The 15005-nt window shown below is 51.9% G+C and carries 13 protein-coding genes; 7 read left to right on the top strand and 6 right to left on the bottom strand.

Going from position 1 to position 15005, the window contains the following annotated elements; translation table 11 throughout:
* Positions 1 to 5 precede the first annotated feature (5 nt).
* From ACYVJQ_RS16955 to porX, 3 genes are read right to left on the bottom strand one after another with little or no spacing between them, the layout of a single operon-like run.
* Complete coding sequence (locus ACYVJQ_RS16955) at positions 6 to 1235, bottom strand: alanine dehydrogenase (protein WP_460894621.1); 1230 nt, start codon at positions 1233 to 1235, stop codon at positions 6 to 8.
* The gene (gene tsaE / locus ACYVJQ_RS16950) at positions 1225 to 1689 is read right to left on the bottom strand and encodes a tRNA (adenosine(37)-N6)-threonylcarbamoyltransferase complex ATPase subunit type 1 TsaE (RefSeq protein ID WP_460894297.1); all 465 of its coding nucleotides are present in this window, start codon (positions 1687 to 1689) and stop codon (positions 1225 to 1227) included. The genes ACYVJQ_RS16955 and tsaE overlap by 11 nt, the downstream gene beginning before the upstream one ends.
* Positions 1682 to 3244: a T9SS response regulator signal transducer PorX gene (gene porX / locus ACYVJQ_RS16945; protein ID WP_460894296.1), complete on the bottom strand. Its 1563-nt coding sequence runs from the start codon at positions 3242 to 3244 to the stop codon at positions 1682 to 1684. Before porX ends, tsaE begins: the two co-directional genes overlap by 8 nt.
* 137 nt (positions 3245 to 3381) lie before the next feature.
* On the opposite strand from porX, the gene ACYVJQ_RS16940 reads away from it, so the two are divergent.
* Positions 3382 to 4611, top strand: a complete 1230-nt coding sequence (locus tag ACYVJQ_RS16940) for an HD domain-containing protein (protein WP_460894295.1) — start codon at positions 3382 to 3384, stop codon at positions 4609 to 4611.
* Positions 4612 to 4670: 59 nt separating this feature from the next.
* Positions 4671 to 6581, top strand: coding sequence for a S9 family peptidase (locus ACYVJQ_RS16935; protein WP_460894294.1), 1911 nt, complete (start codon positions 4671 to 4673; stop codon positions 6579 to 6581).
* Between the two features lie 146 nt (positions 6582 to 6727).
* Here ACYVJQ_RS16935 and ACYVJQ_RS16930 read toward each other — a convergent pair whose 3' ends face one another.
* A complete protein-coding gene (locus ACYVJQ_RS16930; protein WP_460894293.1) occupies positions 6728 to 7246 on the bottom strand; it encodes a nicotinate-nucleotide adenylyltransferase in 519 nt (172 codons plus the stop codon).
* Positions 7247 to 7961: 715 nt separating this feature from the next.
* Between ACYVJQ_RS16930 and ACYVJQ_RS16925 the strand changes: the two genes are divergently transcribed.
* From ACYVJQ_RS16925 to ACYVJQ_RS16905, 5 genes are all read left to right on the top strand, one after another.
* On the top strand, positions 7962 to 8360 hold the full coding sequence (locus ACYVJQ_RS16925; RefSeq protein WP_460894292.1) for a hypothetical protein: 399 nt from the start codon (positions 7962 to 7964) through the stop codon (positions 8358 to 8360).
* A 302-nt stretch (positions 8361 to 8662) separates the two neighbouring features.
* Positions 8663 to 9685 (top strand): UDP-3-O-(3-hydroxymyristoyl)glucosamine N-acyltransferase, encoded by a 1023-nt coding sequence (gene lpxD, locus ACYVJQ_RS16920; protein ID WP_460894291.1) that lies wholly within the window; start codon positions 8663 to 8665, stop codon positions 9683 to 9685.
* Between the two features lie 31 nt (positions 9686 to 9716).
* Positions 9717 to 11111, top strand: coding sequence for a bifunctional UDP-3-O-[3-hydroxymyristoyl] N-acetylglucosamine deacetylase/3-hydroxyacyl-ACP dehydratase (locus ACYVJQ_RS16915; protein ID WP_460894290.1), 1395 nt, complete (start codon positions 9717 to 9719; stop codon positions 11109 to 11111).
* Entirely contained in the window at positions 11108 to 11899 is a 792-nt protein-coding gene (lpxA, locus tag ACYVJQ_RS16910) for an acyl-ACP--UDP-N-acetylglucosamine O-acyltransferase (protein WP_460894289.1), read from the top strand. Before ACYVJQ_RS16915 ends, lpxA begins: the two co-directional genes overlap by 4 nt.
* Positions 11889 to 12524 carry an ABC transporter ATP-binding protein gene (locus ACYVJQ_RS16905; RefSeq protein WP_460894288.1) on the top strand — a complete coding sequence of 212 codons (636 nt, stop codon included), beginning with the start codon at positions 11889 to 11891 and terminating at the stop codon, positions 12522 to 12524. The genes lpxA and ACYVJQ_RS16905 overlap by 11 nt, the downstream gene beginning before the upstream one ends.
* Before the next feature lie 105 nt (positions 12525 to 12629).
* Here ACYVJQ_RS16905 and ACYVJQ_RS16900 read toward each other — a convergent pair whose 3' ends face one another.
* Together ACYVJQ_RS16900 and ACYVJQ_RS16895 are read right to left on the bottom strand one after the other, a co-directional pair.
* Entirely contained in the window at positions 12630 to 13910 is a 1281-nt protein-coding gene (locus ACYVJQ_RS16900; RefSeq protein ID WP_460894287.1) for an erythromycin esterase family protein, read from the bottom strand.
* 304 nt (positions 13911 to 14214) lie between these two features.
* Positions 14215 to 14949, bottom strand: a complete 735-nt coding sequence (locus ACYVJQ_RS16895) for a DUF4197 domain-containing protein (RefSeq protein ID WP_460894286.1) — start codon at positions 14947 to 14949, stop codon at positions 14215 to 14217.
* Positions 14950 to 15005 lie beyond the last annotated feature (56 nt).

The raw sequence follows: 15005 nt of genomic DNA, 5'->3' as shown, positions 1-15005 counted from the left end.
TGCTTCTAGTTACGCACGGCAATCATCAGACTCAACTCTTTATACCGCATATTGAATTTCTTGGCAATGGAAGCGTTGGTGAGGCTACCTTTGTAGATATAGACGCCGCTGCGGTAATGCTCGTGGGTGAAAAGGGCCTCGTTGACGCCGCCGTACTTGGAGATCTCCAGGAACATGGGCGTAAAGATGTTGCTCAGGGCTTTGGTGGCGGTGCGGGGCACGCGTGAGGGGATATTGGGCACGCAATAATGGATCACGTCATATTTGCGGTACACGGGGCGCTTGTGCGAGGTGATTTCTGAGGTCTCAAAGCAGCCGCCTTCGTCAATGCTCACGTCAATGATCACAGAACCTGGGTTCATCTTAGCCACCACTTCCTCAGAAATCATGCAGGGAACCTGGCCTTCCTCGGCGGTGACGGCCCCAATGACCACATCTGCATCCTGAATCTCTTTGTGCAGCACGGTAAGATCAAGCGTAGACGTAAAAAGTTGGGTACCTACGTTTTGCTTCAGGCGTCTGAGTTTGTAGAGGTGGTCGTCAAAGACCTTTACTTCGGCACCCAGACCTAGGGCGGCGCGGGTGGCATACTCGGCTACGGTGCCGGCACCAATGATAACTACTTTGGACGGCGGCACGCCGGTGATACCGCCCAGGATGACGCCCTTGCCCTCGTTGCTGCTGCTCAGGTACTCGGCGGCAATCAGCATAACGGTACTACCGGCAATCTCGCTCATGGCGCGCACCACCGGCTTGGTGTCTGATTTGTCTTTAAGCAACTCAAAGGAGATGGCGCTTATCTTCTTGCGGCAAAGGGCGGTAATGTATTCTGAGGTGAGGCTCCCAATCTGCAGCGCTGAAATGAGCGTCTGCCCGGGCTTGAAGAACTCCATCTCATCATAGGTAGGCGGCGCTATCTTAAGCACAATATCAGCCTCATACACCTCTTTGGTGGAATAGACAATGACGGCGCCCGCCTCTGAATACTCATGGTCTGAATATTTGGAAGGTGCCCCGGCCCCCGACTCAATGTGTACTTCGTGACCGTGGTCGGTGAGTTGTTTCACGGCTTCGGGCGTGAGCCCGATGCGGTTTTCCTGGAGCGACGACTCTTTGGGGAGGCCAATGAACAGACTGCGCTTGCGGGTTTCCACTGCCAGCATTGACTCTTTGGGCATCAGGCTGCGCGCCGTCGCCTTGGTCAGGGCCTCAAACCCGGTGTTCTTATCCGTCATGTCCTCCATCATATACGCTCATGCTAATGATCCGCGCCTCTTCGGCCTCACCATTTTCAATAGATACCTCTACTCCCTCATCGGGCAGCAACCCTGCTACCTTAGAGGGCCATTCTATCAGGCATAGGTGGCCAGAACTGAAATATTCCAGCACGCCCATGTCCAGGGCCTCGGCCTCATTTTCGATCCTATAAAAATCAAAATGGTAAATGAGTTCCCCCCCGGCTCCCTCGTACTCGTTCACCAGGGAGAAAGTGGGGCTGCTTACCGGCTCCTGCACCCCTTTCTGGGCACATATCGCCTTGATAAAGGTGGTTTTACCGGCCGCCATGTCGCCCTCAAACAAAATTATATTTTTTTGCCCGATAAATGACAACAATTCAGCGGCGGCGTGGGGTAAATCTGCTTTAGAGGAAACGTGGACGGTATGCTGGCGCGCTCCAGGATCAGGCATTTTTAGTGGACAGCGTTATAAATGGAATAATACACTCTTCCAGAGACACGCCCCCGTGCTGGAAGGTGTCTTTGTAGTGGTTCACGTAGTAGTTGTAATTGTTGGGGTACGCGAAGAAGTCATCGTTCATGGCGAACACGTAGGCCGTAGACACATTGCTTTTGGGCAAGTGAAAACGCTCCGGCTTGCGGCAAACTAATACGTCTTTCTCCGTGAAGCCCAGGTTCTTGCCGTGCTTGTAGCGTAGGTTGGTGTTAGTATTGCGGTCGCCCACAATCTTGAACGGCTTTTTCACGCGCACCGTGCCGTGGTCGGTTGTGATGATCAGGCGGCCTTTGCGCTCGGCAATGGCTTTGAGGGTTTCAAACAGCGGCGAGTGCAAAAACCAGGACCGGGTAAGCGAACGGTAAGCGGCCTCGTCGGCGGCCAGTTCCCTGATCATCTGCATGTCGGTGCGGGCATGCGAGAGCATGTCCACGAAGTTGTAGACAATCACGTTAAGCTTGTTGTTCTCCAGGTTGTTGAACTTGGCCAGCAGGTCTTTGCCCGCGGTGTTGTTGGTGATCTTGTGGTAGCTGAACTTTTCTTTGACGTTATTCTGCTGCAGCTGTATCTCCAAGAAATCTTCCTCGTGCAGGTTTTTGCCTTCCTCCTCATCGTCAGAGACCCACAGGTTGGGGTAGCGTTTGGCTATGTCTGCCGGCAGCATACCCGAGAAGATGGCGTTACGGGCGTAGGCAGTGGTGGTGGGCAGGATGGAGTAGTACATCTCCTCGCTTTCCACGTTGAAATAATCCGTAATGATAGGCTCCAGCACTTTCCACTGGTCATAGCGCAGGTTGTCTATGAGCACAAAGTACACGGGTACGTTGCTCTCCTTCATCATGGGGAACACGCGGTCCTTGAAGAGTTTGTGGCTCATCAAAGGAATCTCATCCGTTTCATCGTTCACCCACTCCTCGTAGTTGTCCATGATGAACTTGGCGAAGTTGGTGTTGGCCTCGTCTTTCTGCATGTTGATGACCTCCGCCATGCTTTTGCCCTCGGTCTCAGCAATCTCCAGTTCCCAGTACACCAGTTTCTTGTACACATCGGCCCACTCCTGGTAACTCAGGCGCTCGCCGAAGGCCATGCCCAGGGTTCTAAAGTCTTTTTGGTAAGAGATATTGGTGCGTTCCTCCACCAGGCGGCGGTTCTCCAAAATGCGCTTAGCGGAAAGCAGGATCTGGTTGGGGTTGATGGGCTTAATGAGGTAGTCCGCGATCTTGGAGCCGATGGCTTCTTCCATGATGTGTTCTTCCTCGCTCTTGGTGATCATCACCACTGGTATCATCGGCCGGATGGCCTTTATCTCACTCAGGGTCTCCAGGCCGGAGATGCCGGGCATGTTTTCGTCTAGAAAGACAAGGTCAAAGGTCTGTTCCTGCACTTTCTCTATGGCATCTGCCCCGCTGTTGACAGGGGTAATGTCATAGCCCCTTTCTTCTAAAAAGAGAATATGGGGCTTGAGAAGGTCAATCTCGTCGTCCGCCCACAAAATAGTATATCTTTGCATGGATCGTAATTTATTTCATAGTTAGGTAAAGGGAGCAGCGGCGGCGCAAGGTAAAACAAATCTGCGGGAGCAGATCATTTCTGCTTTAGGCACGCCCTATCATTAACCGCAACGGACACTAGAAGCACTTAGTTATCTTGAATAAGAAAAAAATCTTCAACGACCCAGTCTACGGCTTCATCACGGTACCGTCTGAACTGCTCTTTGACATTATCCAGCACCCGTATTTCCAGCGTCTGCGTCGCATCAAGCAATTAGGTCTCACGGAGTTTGTGTACCCGGGCGCTTTGCACACCCGTTTTCACCACGCCCTGGGCGCCATGCACCTCATGAGCATTGCCCTGCAGAGCCTGAGCAGCAAAGATAATATCATCACAGATAAAGAGTGCGAAGCCTCCATGGCCGCCATCTTGCTGCATGACGTGGGCCACGGCCCGTTCTCCCATGCCCTGGAGCATGCTATTTTTGACCAGGTGCCGCATGAGCAAATCTCCCTACACATCATGGAGTTGCTTAACGTGGAGTTTGGCGGCAGGCTGCAGCTGGCCATTGATATTTTTACGGACCACTACGAGCGCCGGTTCTTCCACCAATTGGTTTCCAGCCAGTTGGACGTAGACCGGCTGGATTATCTGAACCGTGACAGCTTTTACACCGGCGTGTCTGAGGGCAAGATTGGCGCCGACCGCTTGCTTAAGATGCTAAACGTAGCCGATGACCACCTGGTGGTGGAGGAAAAAGGCATTTACTCCATTGAAAGCTTTCTGGTAAGCCGCCGGCTTATGTACTGGCAGGTATACATGCACAAGACCGTGACCAGCGCCGAACAAATGGTCATGAAGATCATGGAGCGTGCCCGAGAATTAACCCAACGCGGCCTGGACGTGCCCGCCAGCCCTAATCTTCAGTTTTTCCTGCGCGAGAGCCTCTCTATTTTGGATTTTGAGCGGGACCCAAGCATCATGCGGCGCTTCGTCTCTTTAGATGACTATGACGTGTGGGGCGGCATCAAGGCCTGGGCTGAACACCCTGACAAAATTCTAAGCTACCTTTCTACCTGTCTGCTAGAGCGGCGCCTGTTTAAGATTTTGATCTCCCCTACCCCTTTCGACCAGGATTTGCTGCTGGGCATCAAAGAACTGGCCCAGGATCACTTCGCCCTGGCCCCTGAAGACACACATTACCTGGTGGTGGAAGGCAAAATAAGCAACAACGCCTATGAGGCCACCGGCGAGAACATTAACGTGCTTACCAAAAGCAGCCAGGTAGTAGACGTGGCCGAAGCCTCTGACCTGCCCAACATCCAGGCCCTTAGCAAGAAGGTGGAGAAATACTACGTGTGCTATCCCAAGGAGATTGCCGGGTAAAAGGCCTGACAAACGTACCTTTACAACGAATCTTTTAACCTTACTCCTTTATACTCTATATGAAACACCTGTTACTGATCCCTGCCCTGTTCATAGCCTTTATGGCCACGGCGCAGGAAAGGCTAACCCCTGAGCTTCTCTGGAAGCTGGACCGGGTGAGCGGCGTAGGCTTGTCTAAAGACAAGAAATATGTAGTGTACACCGTCAGCACGCCCAACGCAGCGGAAAACAAATCTTCGCGCCAGGGCTGGATGATTCCCGTGACCGGCGGGACGCCCAGAAAAGTGAATAACCTGGATAGCGCTCTGGTCAATGACCGCATCTCCCCAGATGGGAACTACATCATCAGCACCGAGGAGGTGAAGGTGCAGAAAGTATTTGGCAAGGATTTTTATCCTGAACTGACCAAATCAAACGCCATGATCTACACCTCGCTCAATTATCGGCATTGGGATGAGTGGGAGGACGGCAAGTACAACCACATTTTTCTGGCACCTTACAAAAACGGCGTAGCCGGAGCTAAAAAAGACCTGATGCCCAATGAAGCCTTTGACAGCCCGCAAAAGCCTTTTGGAGGGGACGAGGATTTCATCTGGAACCCAGACAGCAAGCGCATTGTGTATGTGGCCAAGAAAAAAGAAGGCACCGCCTATGCCATCAGCACCAACACAGACCTGTACGAGTACGATATCACCACCGGCACCACCAAGAACCTGACCGAGGCCAACAAAGGCTATGACGTGAACCCGGCCTACAGCACCACCGGCACTTTAGCTTGGCTACAAATGAAACGCGAAGGCTTTGAGGCCGACAAGCAGGACCTGGTGGTGGCTACCTCTGCCGGCACCGTTAACCTGACCGGGCACCGCGATGACCTGCACGTAAGTGGCTTCAGCTGGAGCAATGACGGGAAGAACATTTACTTCAACGCGCCTACCAACGGTACCATGCAGCTGTTTGAGGTAGCCTACACCGGCACTGCCCAACCGGCACCCGCCATCCGGCAGATCACCAAGGGCGACTTTGACGTGAGCGGCATTGTAGCCCAGGCGGGTAACAAGCTCATTGTCTCCCGTACAGACATGAACCACGCCCCAGAACTGTACACCGTTGACCTGGCTTCCGGTGACATGCAACAGCTCACCCACGCCAATGACGCCGTGTTCAGCAAATTGGCCCAGGTGAAAACCGAGCGCCGCTGGGTAACCACCACTGACAAAAAGAAAATGCTGGTATGGGTAGTTTATCCTCCCAATTTTGACCCCAACAAGAAATACCCTACCCTGCTGTATTGCCAGGGCGGGCCGCAGTCACCACTTACCCAGACCTATTCTTACCGCTGGAACTTCCAGCTGATGGCCTCACAGGGCTACATTGTAGTGGCCCCTAACCGCCGCGGTATGCCGGGCCATGGCACCAAGTGGAATGAGCAGGTGAGCAAAGACTGGGGTGGCCAGGTGATCAAAGACTATCTGAGTGCCATTGATGACGTGCGCAAAGAGAAATTCGTGGACAACAACCGGCTGGGTTGCGTAGGCGCTTCTTTTGGCGGCTACTCAGTGTTTGCCCTGGAAGCCCTTCACAAAGGCCGTTTCAAGACCTTTATCTCCCATGACGGCGTGTTTGACTTCAAGAGCATGTACGGCACTACCGAGGAACTCTGGTTTGTGAACTGGGATCTGGGCGGGCCTTACTGGGACAAGAAAAATAAAGCGGCCAAAAAATCTTATGCTCAATCGCCTAGCAATTTCGTGGACAAGTGGGACACGCCTATCTTCATCATCCAGGGCGGCAAAGATTACCGGGTGCCTATTGAGCAAGGGTTGCAGGCGTTCCAAGCGGCACAGCTGAAAGGCATCAAGAGCAAGCTGCTTTACCTGCCCGAAGAAAACCACTGGGTCCTGGGCGCGCAGAACGCGCTGGTTTGGCAACGGGAATTCTTCAAATGGCTGGACGAGACACTTAAATAGACCAAAGAAAGGGCAGGTACGTTTTGAGGCCGTTTTTCCCAAAACATGCCTAAACCAGGCCTAAGCCCCGGAAGCCTTGCCATGGATTAGCCCAAAAAAAAGAGCCGCTTAAATATAAAGCGGCTCTTTTTTTATGGGCTTCCTTATTAAAGGATTTGCCCTTTTTCATCTGTTTTCACTTTCATTCTTTTATCGCCGTTTTCAAGGGTAATCTTATATTTCTTTTTGGCCCCTCTTGGCTCATTGTAACTCACCAGGTACACGTCTTTTGATATTTTCCAGCCTGGGTACTTATTGGTTAAGGTTTTGGCCACAACGGCAGGCAAGGCAATGTTTTTGAATTTCTCGGCGGTGCGCAGCAGCTTTCCGTTCTCATCATAGGTGGCCAGGATTTTCCCCTCCGGAATCTCAAAGGAGATAGAGTAGTTATCATACTCATCTTCATACATGCTGGACGTTCTGATATCATAGGCCGCCGCTTCCCGTCTCAGCGCCTTCACGGGTTCAGACACCTCTGAACTGTCTGCCGCATTCAGGTATTTGTAATTAACGGCCATTACCTTGATCTCTGGCAACCTCACGTCTTGCGCAAGGGCTAGGTTGCCAAATCCCAGTAGAAATACCACCAAGCTGGACAGTACTGCCAAATAGTTTAATCGTTTCATAGCTTCATGGGTTAGGTGACCATGGAAACCGGATCACCTGTTTTTCTAATACATCTGTTTGCAAAAAATCATGGTCTTGATGCAAGGCTTCGGGGAGTTGCCTTAGTGGACCACGAAATCACTACCGGGCTGGGAACCGGGTATTCAGGAAAAAAACCTACTAACTGAAGCGCCTGAACCAGCAGAGGTTCTTACAGGGCTGCTTCCTACTTACTTCACCTATCCTTTAAGGGCGCGCGGTACTTTTTTGGCGCCGCTCCTTCTCCTGTTACGGTTCTTGCTACCGCATCAGGTCCATGGAAATATTCGCTGGGTCCTAACCGTATTTTACGGTGCATGTCATACTTTCTACGCCTTGCGATATAATAAATACGTAGTTCCAAAACAGCTGGTAAAGGAATTGGCCCTTTTAACAAATCCTTAATAGTTAGGTGAATTCATGGGTTAGCCTCATGGCAGCTTTGGCTTCCTTTTACCTCCTATTTACTTAATTGACAGCCTTGGCACCTAAGCAGTTGAGCAGCGTACATCACTTCCTATGCACCGGTTTCCGTGGGGCAAACCCAACACTTGCCACTAGGGCCATACAAGATTTTCCCTTTATATGCCGTTTACAGAAAACAGGCGTTTACGCGAAACATTGGCGCCTCCTTTCGTACAACCGGCCAAGGATTAAGGCCGATTGCGCATTGGTCATTGAACTGTCACCCCGCATATGGATATTTTGCAGCATACTCTCCTCCAACTTGAATATGACCCGGCCACAGATATCCTGTACCTGGACTGGCCAGATACGTCTCTGTTCACTCTGGAAGAGATAAAGGGAGCGTTCCAGGAAATGGTCAAGGCCATCAAAGACTATGATATCAAGAAGCTGTTCCTGGACTCCAGCCACCAGGAAATGAACATTATAGACCCCGCCTTCTTAGAGGTGATGCAGGAAATTGCCTACAGCCTGCTAGGTACCCGCCTAACCAAAATTGCCCGCATCACTACCTCAGACCAGTACCGGGAACAAAAAATGGAGGAGGCCCAGGCCCGGGCAGGTCTTCATCTGCAGGTCAGGTCCTTTGCAGACAAGCAAGCGGCTTTGGAGTGGCTGAAGGAGTCGTAACGGAAGGTGACCCAAGTAATCATTCTAATCTTCTGAGGACATCCAGAAAGGTAGAGCAGGCTCTCCTGTTTTAAGGCCGTTTTCAGGAAAACAGGCCCAAAACACAAATCAAAGACTAGCTCAGAAATTTCTGTTACTTCCGCTTTTGACGGCAAATACGTTTTAAAGCCGTTTTTCTGAAAACTGCCCTAAACCGATCACCACTCATTTGCGGTGTCCGTTGCCTCTGTAAAGCAGTTGGTCACCGGGTAGATACCGCCCAGAATACCACCGGTTAAAAATTGTTTCTGTAACTTTGCCCCATGGAATTTACGGTTCAACAAATTGCTGATTTGCTCCAGGGGCAGGTAGTGGGAGATGGAAACGCCACGGTAAGCCGGCTGGCTAAAATTGAGGAAGGTACCCCGGGTGCACTTTCTTTCCTGTCTAACACCAAATACGAGCCTTATCTGTACACCACCGGCGCCACAGCCGTGATCGTGTCCAAGAACCTGGAGGTAAAGCAGCCCATTTCTACCAACCTTATTCAGGTAGAAGATCCTTACTCCTCTTTCTCTACCTTGCTGGAGATTTACCAGCAGGCGGTGGCCGCTTCGCGCGAAGGCGTGGAAGAGCCCTGCTTCATCGGTCAGAACTCCACCATTGGTGGCCGCCATTACCGTGGGGCCTTTTCCTATATTGGTAAAAATTGCCGCATTGGCGAAGGGGTGCACATTTACCCCCACGCCTACATTGGCGACAACGTGACCATTGGTGACAATACGGTCATTTACGCGGGCGTGAAAATTTACCCAGACAGCGTGATAGGCAGCCACTGCACCCTCAACGCCGGCTGCGTGATTGGTAGCGACGGTTTCGGATTTGCGCCGCAGAAAGACGGCTCTTACAAGGCTATTCCGCAGACGGGCAATGTGGTATTGGGTGACCATGTCCGCATTGGCGCCAACACCACCGTAGACTGCGCCACCATGGGCTCTACGCTCATTGGCACCGGCTCTAAGATTGATAACTTGGTGCAGGTGGCCCATAACGTAGAAATAGGCAAGCATACCGTGGTAGCCGCCCAGACCGCTTTTGCCGGTTCTTCTAAAGTAGGCGACTACTGCACCATTGCCGGCCAAGTAGGCGTGGTTGGCCACGTGAAAATCGCTAATAAAACCATAGTAGGCGCTAAATCAGGCATCTCCAAAGACATTAAGGAAGAGGGCACGTTTGTGCAGGGCGCCCCCGCTTTTGACTATAAACAGAACCTCAGGGCCATGGCCGTCTTCCGGAAACTACCCGAGTTGCAGAAACAGGTAGACGAACTCAGAGAAAAGCGTTAACTTTGGGCCCTCTTTACCTATCTAGTGCTTCATGAACGATAAACAGCATACCATTAAGGCGCCGGTGACGGTATCTGGTATTGGATTGCATACCGGGGTGGTGTCAAACATGACGTTTTTACCCGCTCCCATCAACCACGGATACAAGTTCCAGCGCATTGATTTGCCGGAGCAGCCCATTGTAGACGCTGATGTAGACAATGTGGTGGACCTTTCCCGGGGCACTACTATTGAACAGAACGGCGCCCGGGTGAACACCGTGGAGCACGTACTGGCCGCGCTAGTAGGGTTGGAGATAGACAACGTGCTTATCCAGATTGACGGTCCTGAGCCTCCTATCATGGACGGTTCCTCTATCTTGTTCGTGAACCCTCTGCTAGAGGTGGGCCTGGAAGAACAGAATGCCCTGCGTAACTTCTTTGAGGTTCCGGAGGAGATCATGTTCCGCGATGGCGCCCGCGAAACCGAGATCGCGATCCTGCCCCTGGACAATTACCGCGTAACCGTGATGGTAGATTACCACTCACCGGTACTGGGTAGCCAGCACGCCTCCCTTACAGACCTCACCCAGTTTAAAGACGAGATAGCTTCCTGCCGTACCTTCTGTTTCCTGCATGAGCTGGAGATGCTCTACAAGCAGAACCTGATCAAGGGCGGAGACCTGAGCAACGCCATTGTGGTAGTAGACCGCGTGGTAGAGGAAAATGAGCTTGATTACCTCTCTGACCTGCTCAAGAAACCTAAGGTGGAAGTAAAGAGCGAAGGTATCCTCAACAACGTGGACCTGCGCTACAAGAATGAGCCTGCCCGCCATAAACTCCTTGACCTGATTGGTGACCTGGCCCTTGTAGGCCGTCCGTTGAAAGGACAGATTCTGGCTGCACGCCCTGGGCACGCGTCTAACGTGGCGTTTGCTAAAAAAATCAAGAAATACATCAAGGATTCCTCGGTGAAGAACGTGCCGGTGTATGATCCCAAGAAGACTCCGGTCATGGACATCAACCGCATCATGCAGACGCTTCCGCACCGGTACCCATTTGTGTTCATAGACAAGATCATCCACCTGGATGAAACCACCGTGACCGGTATCAAGAACGTGACCATGAACGAGCAATTCTTTCAGGGCCACTTCCCGGGCAACCCCGTTTTACCGGGTGTGGTGCAGATTGAGGCCATGGCCCAGACGGGCGGTATTCTGGTATTGAGCACCGTGCCAGATCCAGAGAACTACTGGACCTACTTTCTGGGGATAGATAAATGCCGGTTCCGCCGTAAGGTAATGCCCGGTGACACCATTGTTTTCAAATGTGAGCTATTGGCGCCTATCAAGCGCGGTATTGCTAAAATGCAGGGCCAGGCCTATGTGGCGGGTCAATTGGTAATGGAAGCAGAGATGTCTGCCAGCATTGTAAGAAAAGACGCATGAACCAACCGCTAGCATACATCCACCCCGAAGCTAAAATTGCCACCAACGTGGTGATTGAGCCCTTTACCACCATCTCTAAAGACGTGGAAATTGGCGAAGGAACCTGGATTGGCCCTAACGTGACCATCATGGAAGGCGCTCGTATTGGCAAGAACTGCCAGATTTTCCCGGGCGCGGTGATCTCTGCCCCACCCCAGGATCTTAAGTACAAAGGCGAACCTTCTACCGTGACCATTGGTGACAACACCATCATTAGAGAGTGCGTGACCCTGAACCGCGGTACGGCCTTAGATAAAAATACCACCGCCATTGGCAACAACTGCCTGATTATGGCTTATGTGCACGTGGCCCATGACTGTATTATTGGAAACAACGTGATTGTAGCCAACGGGGTACAATTGGCTGGCCATATTGTGATCCATGACCATGTATTTATTGGCGGCACCTCGGCAGTGCACCAGTTTGTGAGCATTGGCGCCCACGCCATGGTCTCAGGTGGTTCTCTGGTGCGCAAAGACGTGCCTCCGTTCATCAAGGCCGCCCGTGAGCCGCTTTCTTACGCCGGGGTAAACTCTATTGGCTTGCGCCGAAGAGGTTTCTCCAATGAGCAGATCACTGATATCCAGCAGATTTACCGCATCCTGTTCATGAGTGGCCTGAACACAGCTTCTGCCGTAGACAAGATTGAGCTGGACCTTTCCCCTAGTGCCGAGCGTGATGAGATTGTGAATTTCGTGCGTAACTCGGGCCGTGGCATTATTAAAGGCTACCAGAGAGATGCAGATTAAGCTTTCCTCTTTAGGCAAGCGTTTCAATTACGAGTGGATTTTCCGGAATCTGTCCTTTGAGTTCGTCTCTGGCAAGGCCTACGCCGTGCTAGGGCACAACGGGTCCGGGAAATCCACTTTACTTTCCATTATCAGTGGGTTTCAGCTTCCTTCTGAAGGCACCGTTTCCTACACTCTTGGCGGGAAGAATATTCCGGTAGAACAGCTTTATCGTCACCTTTCCATGGCTGCCCCTTACCAGGACCTTCTGGAGGAGTTCACCCTGGTGGAGATGATTCAGTTCCATACCCGCTTTAAGGCCCTGCGTGGTATCACCGCAGAACAACTCCCAGACCTGCTGCAACTACAGGCCGCCAAGCATAAGCTGGTGCGCGATTTCTCCTCCGGCATGCGCCAGCGCCTCAAACTAGGCCTGGCCCTCTATACGGATACCCCGCTCCTGCTTTTAGACGAACCCACTACCAACCTGGACCAGGCCGGCGTGGCCTGGTACCTGGAACACCTGGAAAAGAACCGCCAGAACCGCCTGGTCCTCATCGGCTCTAACGTACCCCATGAATACAGCTTCTGCGACGAGCAACTGCCTATCAATGAGTATCATTACAAGAAAACTCAGCGGTCGTAAGCACTAAATGCCTCTGAACGTTTAGAGACCGATTTACTAAAAACAGACCCAAAACAGAAAAGCCACCGCAAGCGGTGGCTTTTCTGTTTTAATTATTGTTCCAGACTACTCATTGGCTGGGTACATTTCTGGTGGTTCTTTCTCTTTGGTTTTGACGATGAACGGGCGTAGGGCCTCGGTCTCATCCAGGTACAGGAAGGCATCATACCGCTCTGGGATGATGGTGGGTACATAGTTGCCGTAGGCCTCACGGTTAGGGTCATAGACCACGCCAATGGCCCGGTGGGCAATCTGCTGGCGAAGTTCTTCTACCTCCCGCAGTTCCCGTGATAACAGGAGCTTGTCAGTGGCGCCCAGGCTATGGAGCCATTCTTCCCAGGAGCCCTTGCGGGCCGGCGGCACATCCATCTTTTTCATGGGAGCCCCCCAAGAGTCACCGGCAATCACGGAACCTTCATAAGACCCAAAGCCCGCCAGGTACACACTTTCCCGGCCGTACTGCTCACGGGCCAGTTGCCCAATGTTCACCATCCCGGCACGGGCCATGTCTGTGAAACGGGCATCGCCTATGTGGGTATTGTGTTCCCAGATAATGGCTTTGGAGTCTGGGCCATGGAATTCCAGCAGGCGGTTCAACGTCTCCATCATGTGCTCATCACGCACGTTCCAGGAGCTTCCGCCGCCTCGTATCATGGCCTTGTAATAGCGCTCGGCATTCACGGCCACCAGGGCGTTCTGCTCGGCGTCAAACAGGGCTTCAGAGTTCTTGGGCTCGCTTTGCTCCCGTTTGCCCAGTTCCTGCAGCATGGCCAGCACCTCGTCCTCGCAATCTTCAGAGACGTAGGCTACGGCGCGGGCATATTCCTGTGGGTCTGAACTGTAGGGCTCAAAGCACTTGAAGGCTTCCTTGGCGGCCTTTACCGCTTTGCCGTCTTTCTGCTCCAGGTACTTCATGATGCGGTTAAGAGAGTCCCACAGGCTGTAGACATCTAGGCCATAAAAACCCGCAGAACTGGTATTAGGCCGGTCATTGTGTTCCTTTAGCCATTCTACCAGCGCAGCTACTTCCCAGTTACCCCACATCCAGGTAGGCCAACGGTTAAAGTTCTTGAGCACGTCAGAGACCTTGGTGCCGGGTTTGCAGAGGCCCTTCACAAATTTATTCACCTGAAAACAGTCGGGCCAGTCGCCTTCCACGGCAATAAACGTAAAGCCTTTCTCCTCAATAAGGCGCTTAGAAATGGCGGTGCGCCAGCCATAGTATTCTGAGGTTCCGTGGGAGGCCTCACCCAGCATGACAATGCGGGCATCGCCAATGTCTTCCAGTAGAATATCTAAGTCAGCTTTATTTTCCAGCCGATGGTACGGCAGTTTAGAATATGTCATGGTTAAGCGGCAAAAAAGAACTCCCTGCCTTTTACCGCTCATTGCTTCATAAAGTTTGCCCGTTTTTAGCCTATTTTTTCAAAAAATGGTCAAAACCAGCAACCCCTCTGTCCTGTGTCTTGGAATAAGAAAATTCAAAACCATGATTTAAAGAACTGAGCCTGAATTACAACCTATATGAGACTATACAAAAGATACTGGTACCTTTTGCCCACGCAAACTTGCCTTAGGCCCTTCAACAAAAAAGGCTGACCGTCCACCTGCAGGTAGGACGGTCAGCCTTTTGCTATAATTAGGTTACTTGTTATCTGGAGCCAAACACCCGCTTCAACAGTTCAGTGGTGCGGGCAATAGGGTTCTCTCTGATGTTGGCTTCTTCCTGGGCTACCAAGGTAAATAGCCCATCAATGGCTTTCTGGGTAGCGTAAGACTCCAGGTCTGGGTTCACTTTCTGCACCACCGGAATTTTGTTGTAGCGGTTCACCAGTTCTGAATAATACTTAGTGGCGTTCACGCGGTCCAGGCTCTGCTTCATGATGGGGCTGAACGCCGTGGTCAACTGCGAGGTAGTGGTGCGTTTCAGGTACTGGGTGGCGGCATCTTTCTCGCCGCGCAGAATGTTCCAGACATCACTAAAGGTGAGCTGCTTGATGGCGTTCAAGAAGATAGGGGCTGCACTTTTGGCAGCGTCTTCGGCGCCGCGGTTCAGGCTCAGGATAAACTTGTCTACCTCAGAGCCCAGCCCAACTGACCGTAGCGTGTTTTCCACCTTCTTCACATCCGGAGGGAAAGGGATTCTGATAAGGCTGTTTTTGTAGAAGCCATCGGTCTGGGCAGCCTGGGTAGCGCCTTTGTTAATACCTTGAGACAAAGCCTGTTTCAGACCCATGTTTACCTCAGACTGGGTAAGGGATCCTGACTGGCCGGTGGTCTGCATGACGCCGTCCATGGTCTGTTGAATCTGGCTGGCCGTACAACCAGAAAGGCCTATTAGCAAGAGTCCGGTTAAAACAAAGTAAGAAGAGAGTAGTTTCTTCATAGGTGCGTACATGTTTATTACATTTGAGGGAATACGTGTCTGTACCGTCTACGCAT

This window comes from Rufibacter soli (assembly GCF_054781795.1).
The sequence above is the reverse complement of the archived record's forward strand: the minus strand, read 5'-3'. Positions and strand labels throughout refer to the sequence as shown.

What these genes read in the sequence shown, in the direction of transcription:
- ACYVJQ_RS16955 (WP_460894621.1), bottom strand. Translation starts at nt 1,235, where the DNA reads ATGACGGATAAGAACACCGGGTTTGAGGCCCTGACCAAGGCGACGGCG.
- tsaE (WP_460894297.1), bottom strand. Translation starts at nt 1,689, where the DNA reads ATGCCTGATCCTGGAGCGCGCCAGCATACCGTCCACGTTTCCTCTAAA.
- porX (WP_460894296.1), bottom strand. Translation starts at nt 3,244, where the DNA reads ATGCAAAGATATACTATTTTGTGGGCGGACGACGAGATTGACCTTCTC.
- ACYVJQ_RS16935 (WP_460894294.1), top strand. Translation starts at nt 4,671, where the DNA reads ATGAAACACCTGTTACTGATCCCTGCCCTGTTCATAGCCTTTATGGCC.
- ACYVJQ_RS16930 (WP_460894293.1), bottom strand. Translation starts at nt 7,246, where the DNA reads ATGAAACGATTAAACTATTTGGCAGTACTGTCCAGCTTGGTGGTATTT.
- ACYVJQ_RS16925 (WP_460894292.1), top strand. Translation starts at nt 7,962, where the DNA reads ATGGATATTTTGCAGCATACTCTCCTCCAACTTGAATATGACCCGGCC.
- lpxD (WP_460894291.1), top strand. Translation starts at nt 8,663, where the DNA reads ATGGAATTTACGGTTCAACAAATTGCTGATTTGCTCCAGGGGCAGGTA.
- ACYVJQ_RS16915 (WP_460894290.1), top strand. Translation starts at nt 9,717, where the DNA reads ATGAACGATAAACAGCATACCATTAAGGCGCCGGTGACGGTATCTGGT.
- lpxA (WP_460894289.1), top strand. Translation starts at nt 11,108, where the DNA reads ATGAACCAACCGCTAGCATACATCCACCCCGAAGCTAAAATTGCCACC.
- ACYVJQ_RS16905 (WP_460894288.1), top strand. Translation starts at nt 11,889, where the DNA reads ATGCAGATTAAGCTTTCCTCTTTAGGCAAGCGTTTCAATTACGAGTGG.
- ACYVJQ_RS16900 (WP_460894287.1), bottom strand. Translation starts at nt 13,910, where the DNA reads ATGACATATTCTAAACTGCCGTACCATCGGCTGGAAAATAAAGCTGAC.
- ACYVJQ_RS16895 (WP_460894286.1), bottom strand. Translation starts at nt 14,949, where the DNA reads ATGAAGAAACTACTCTCTTCTTACTTTGTTTTAACCGGACTCTTGCTA.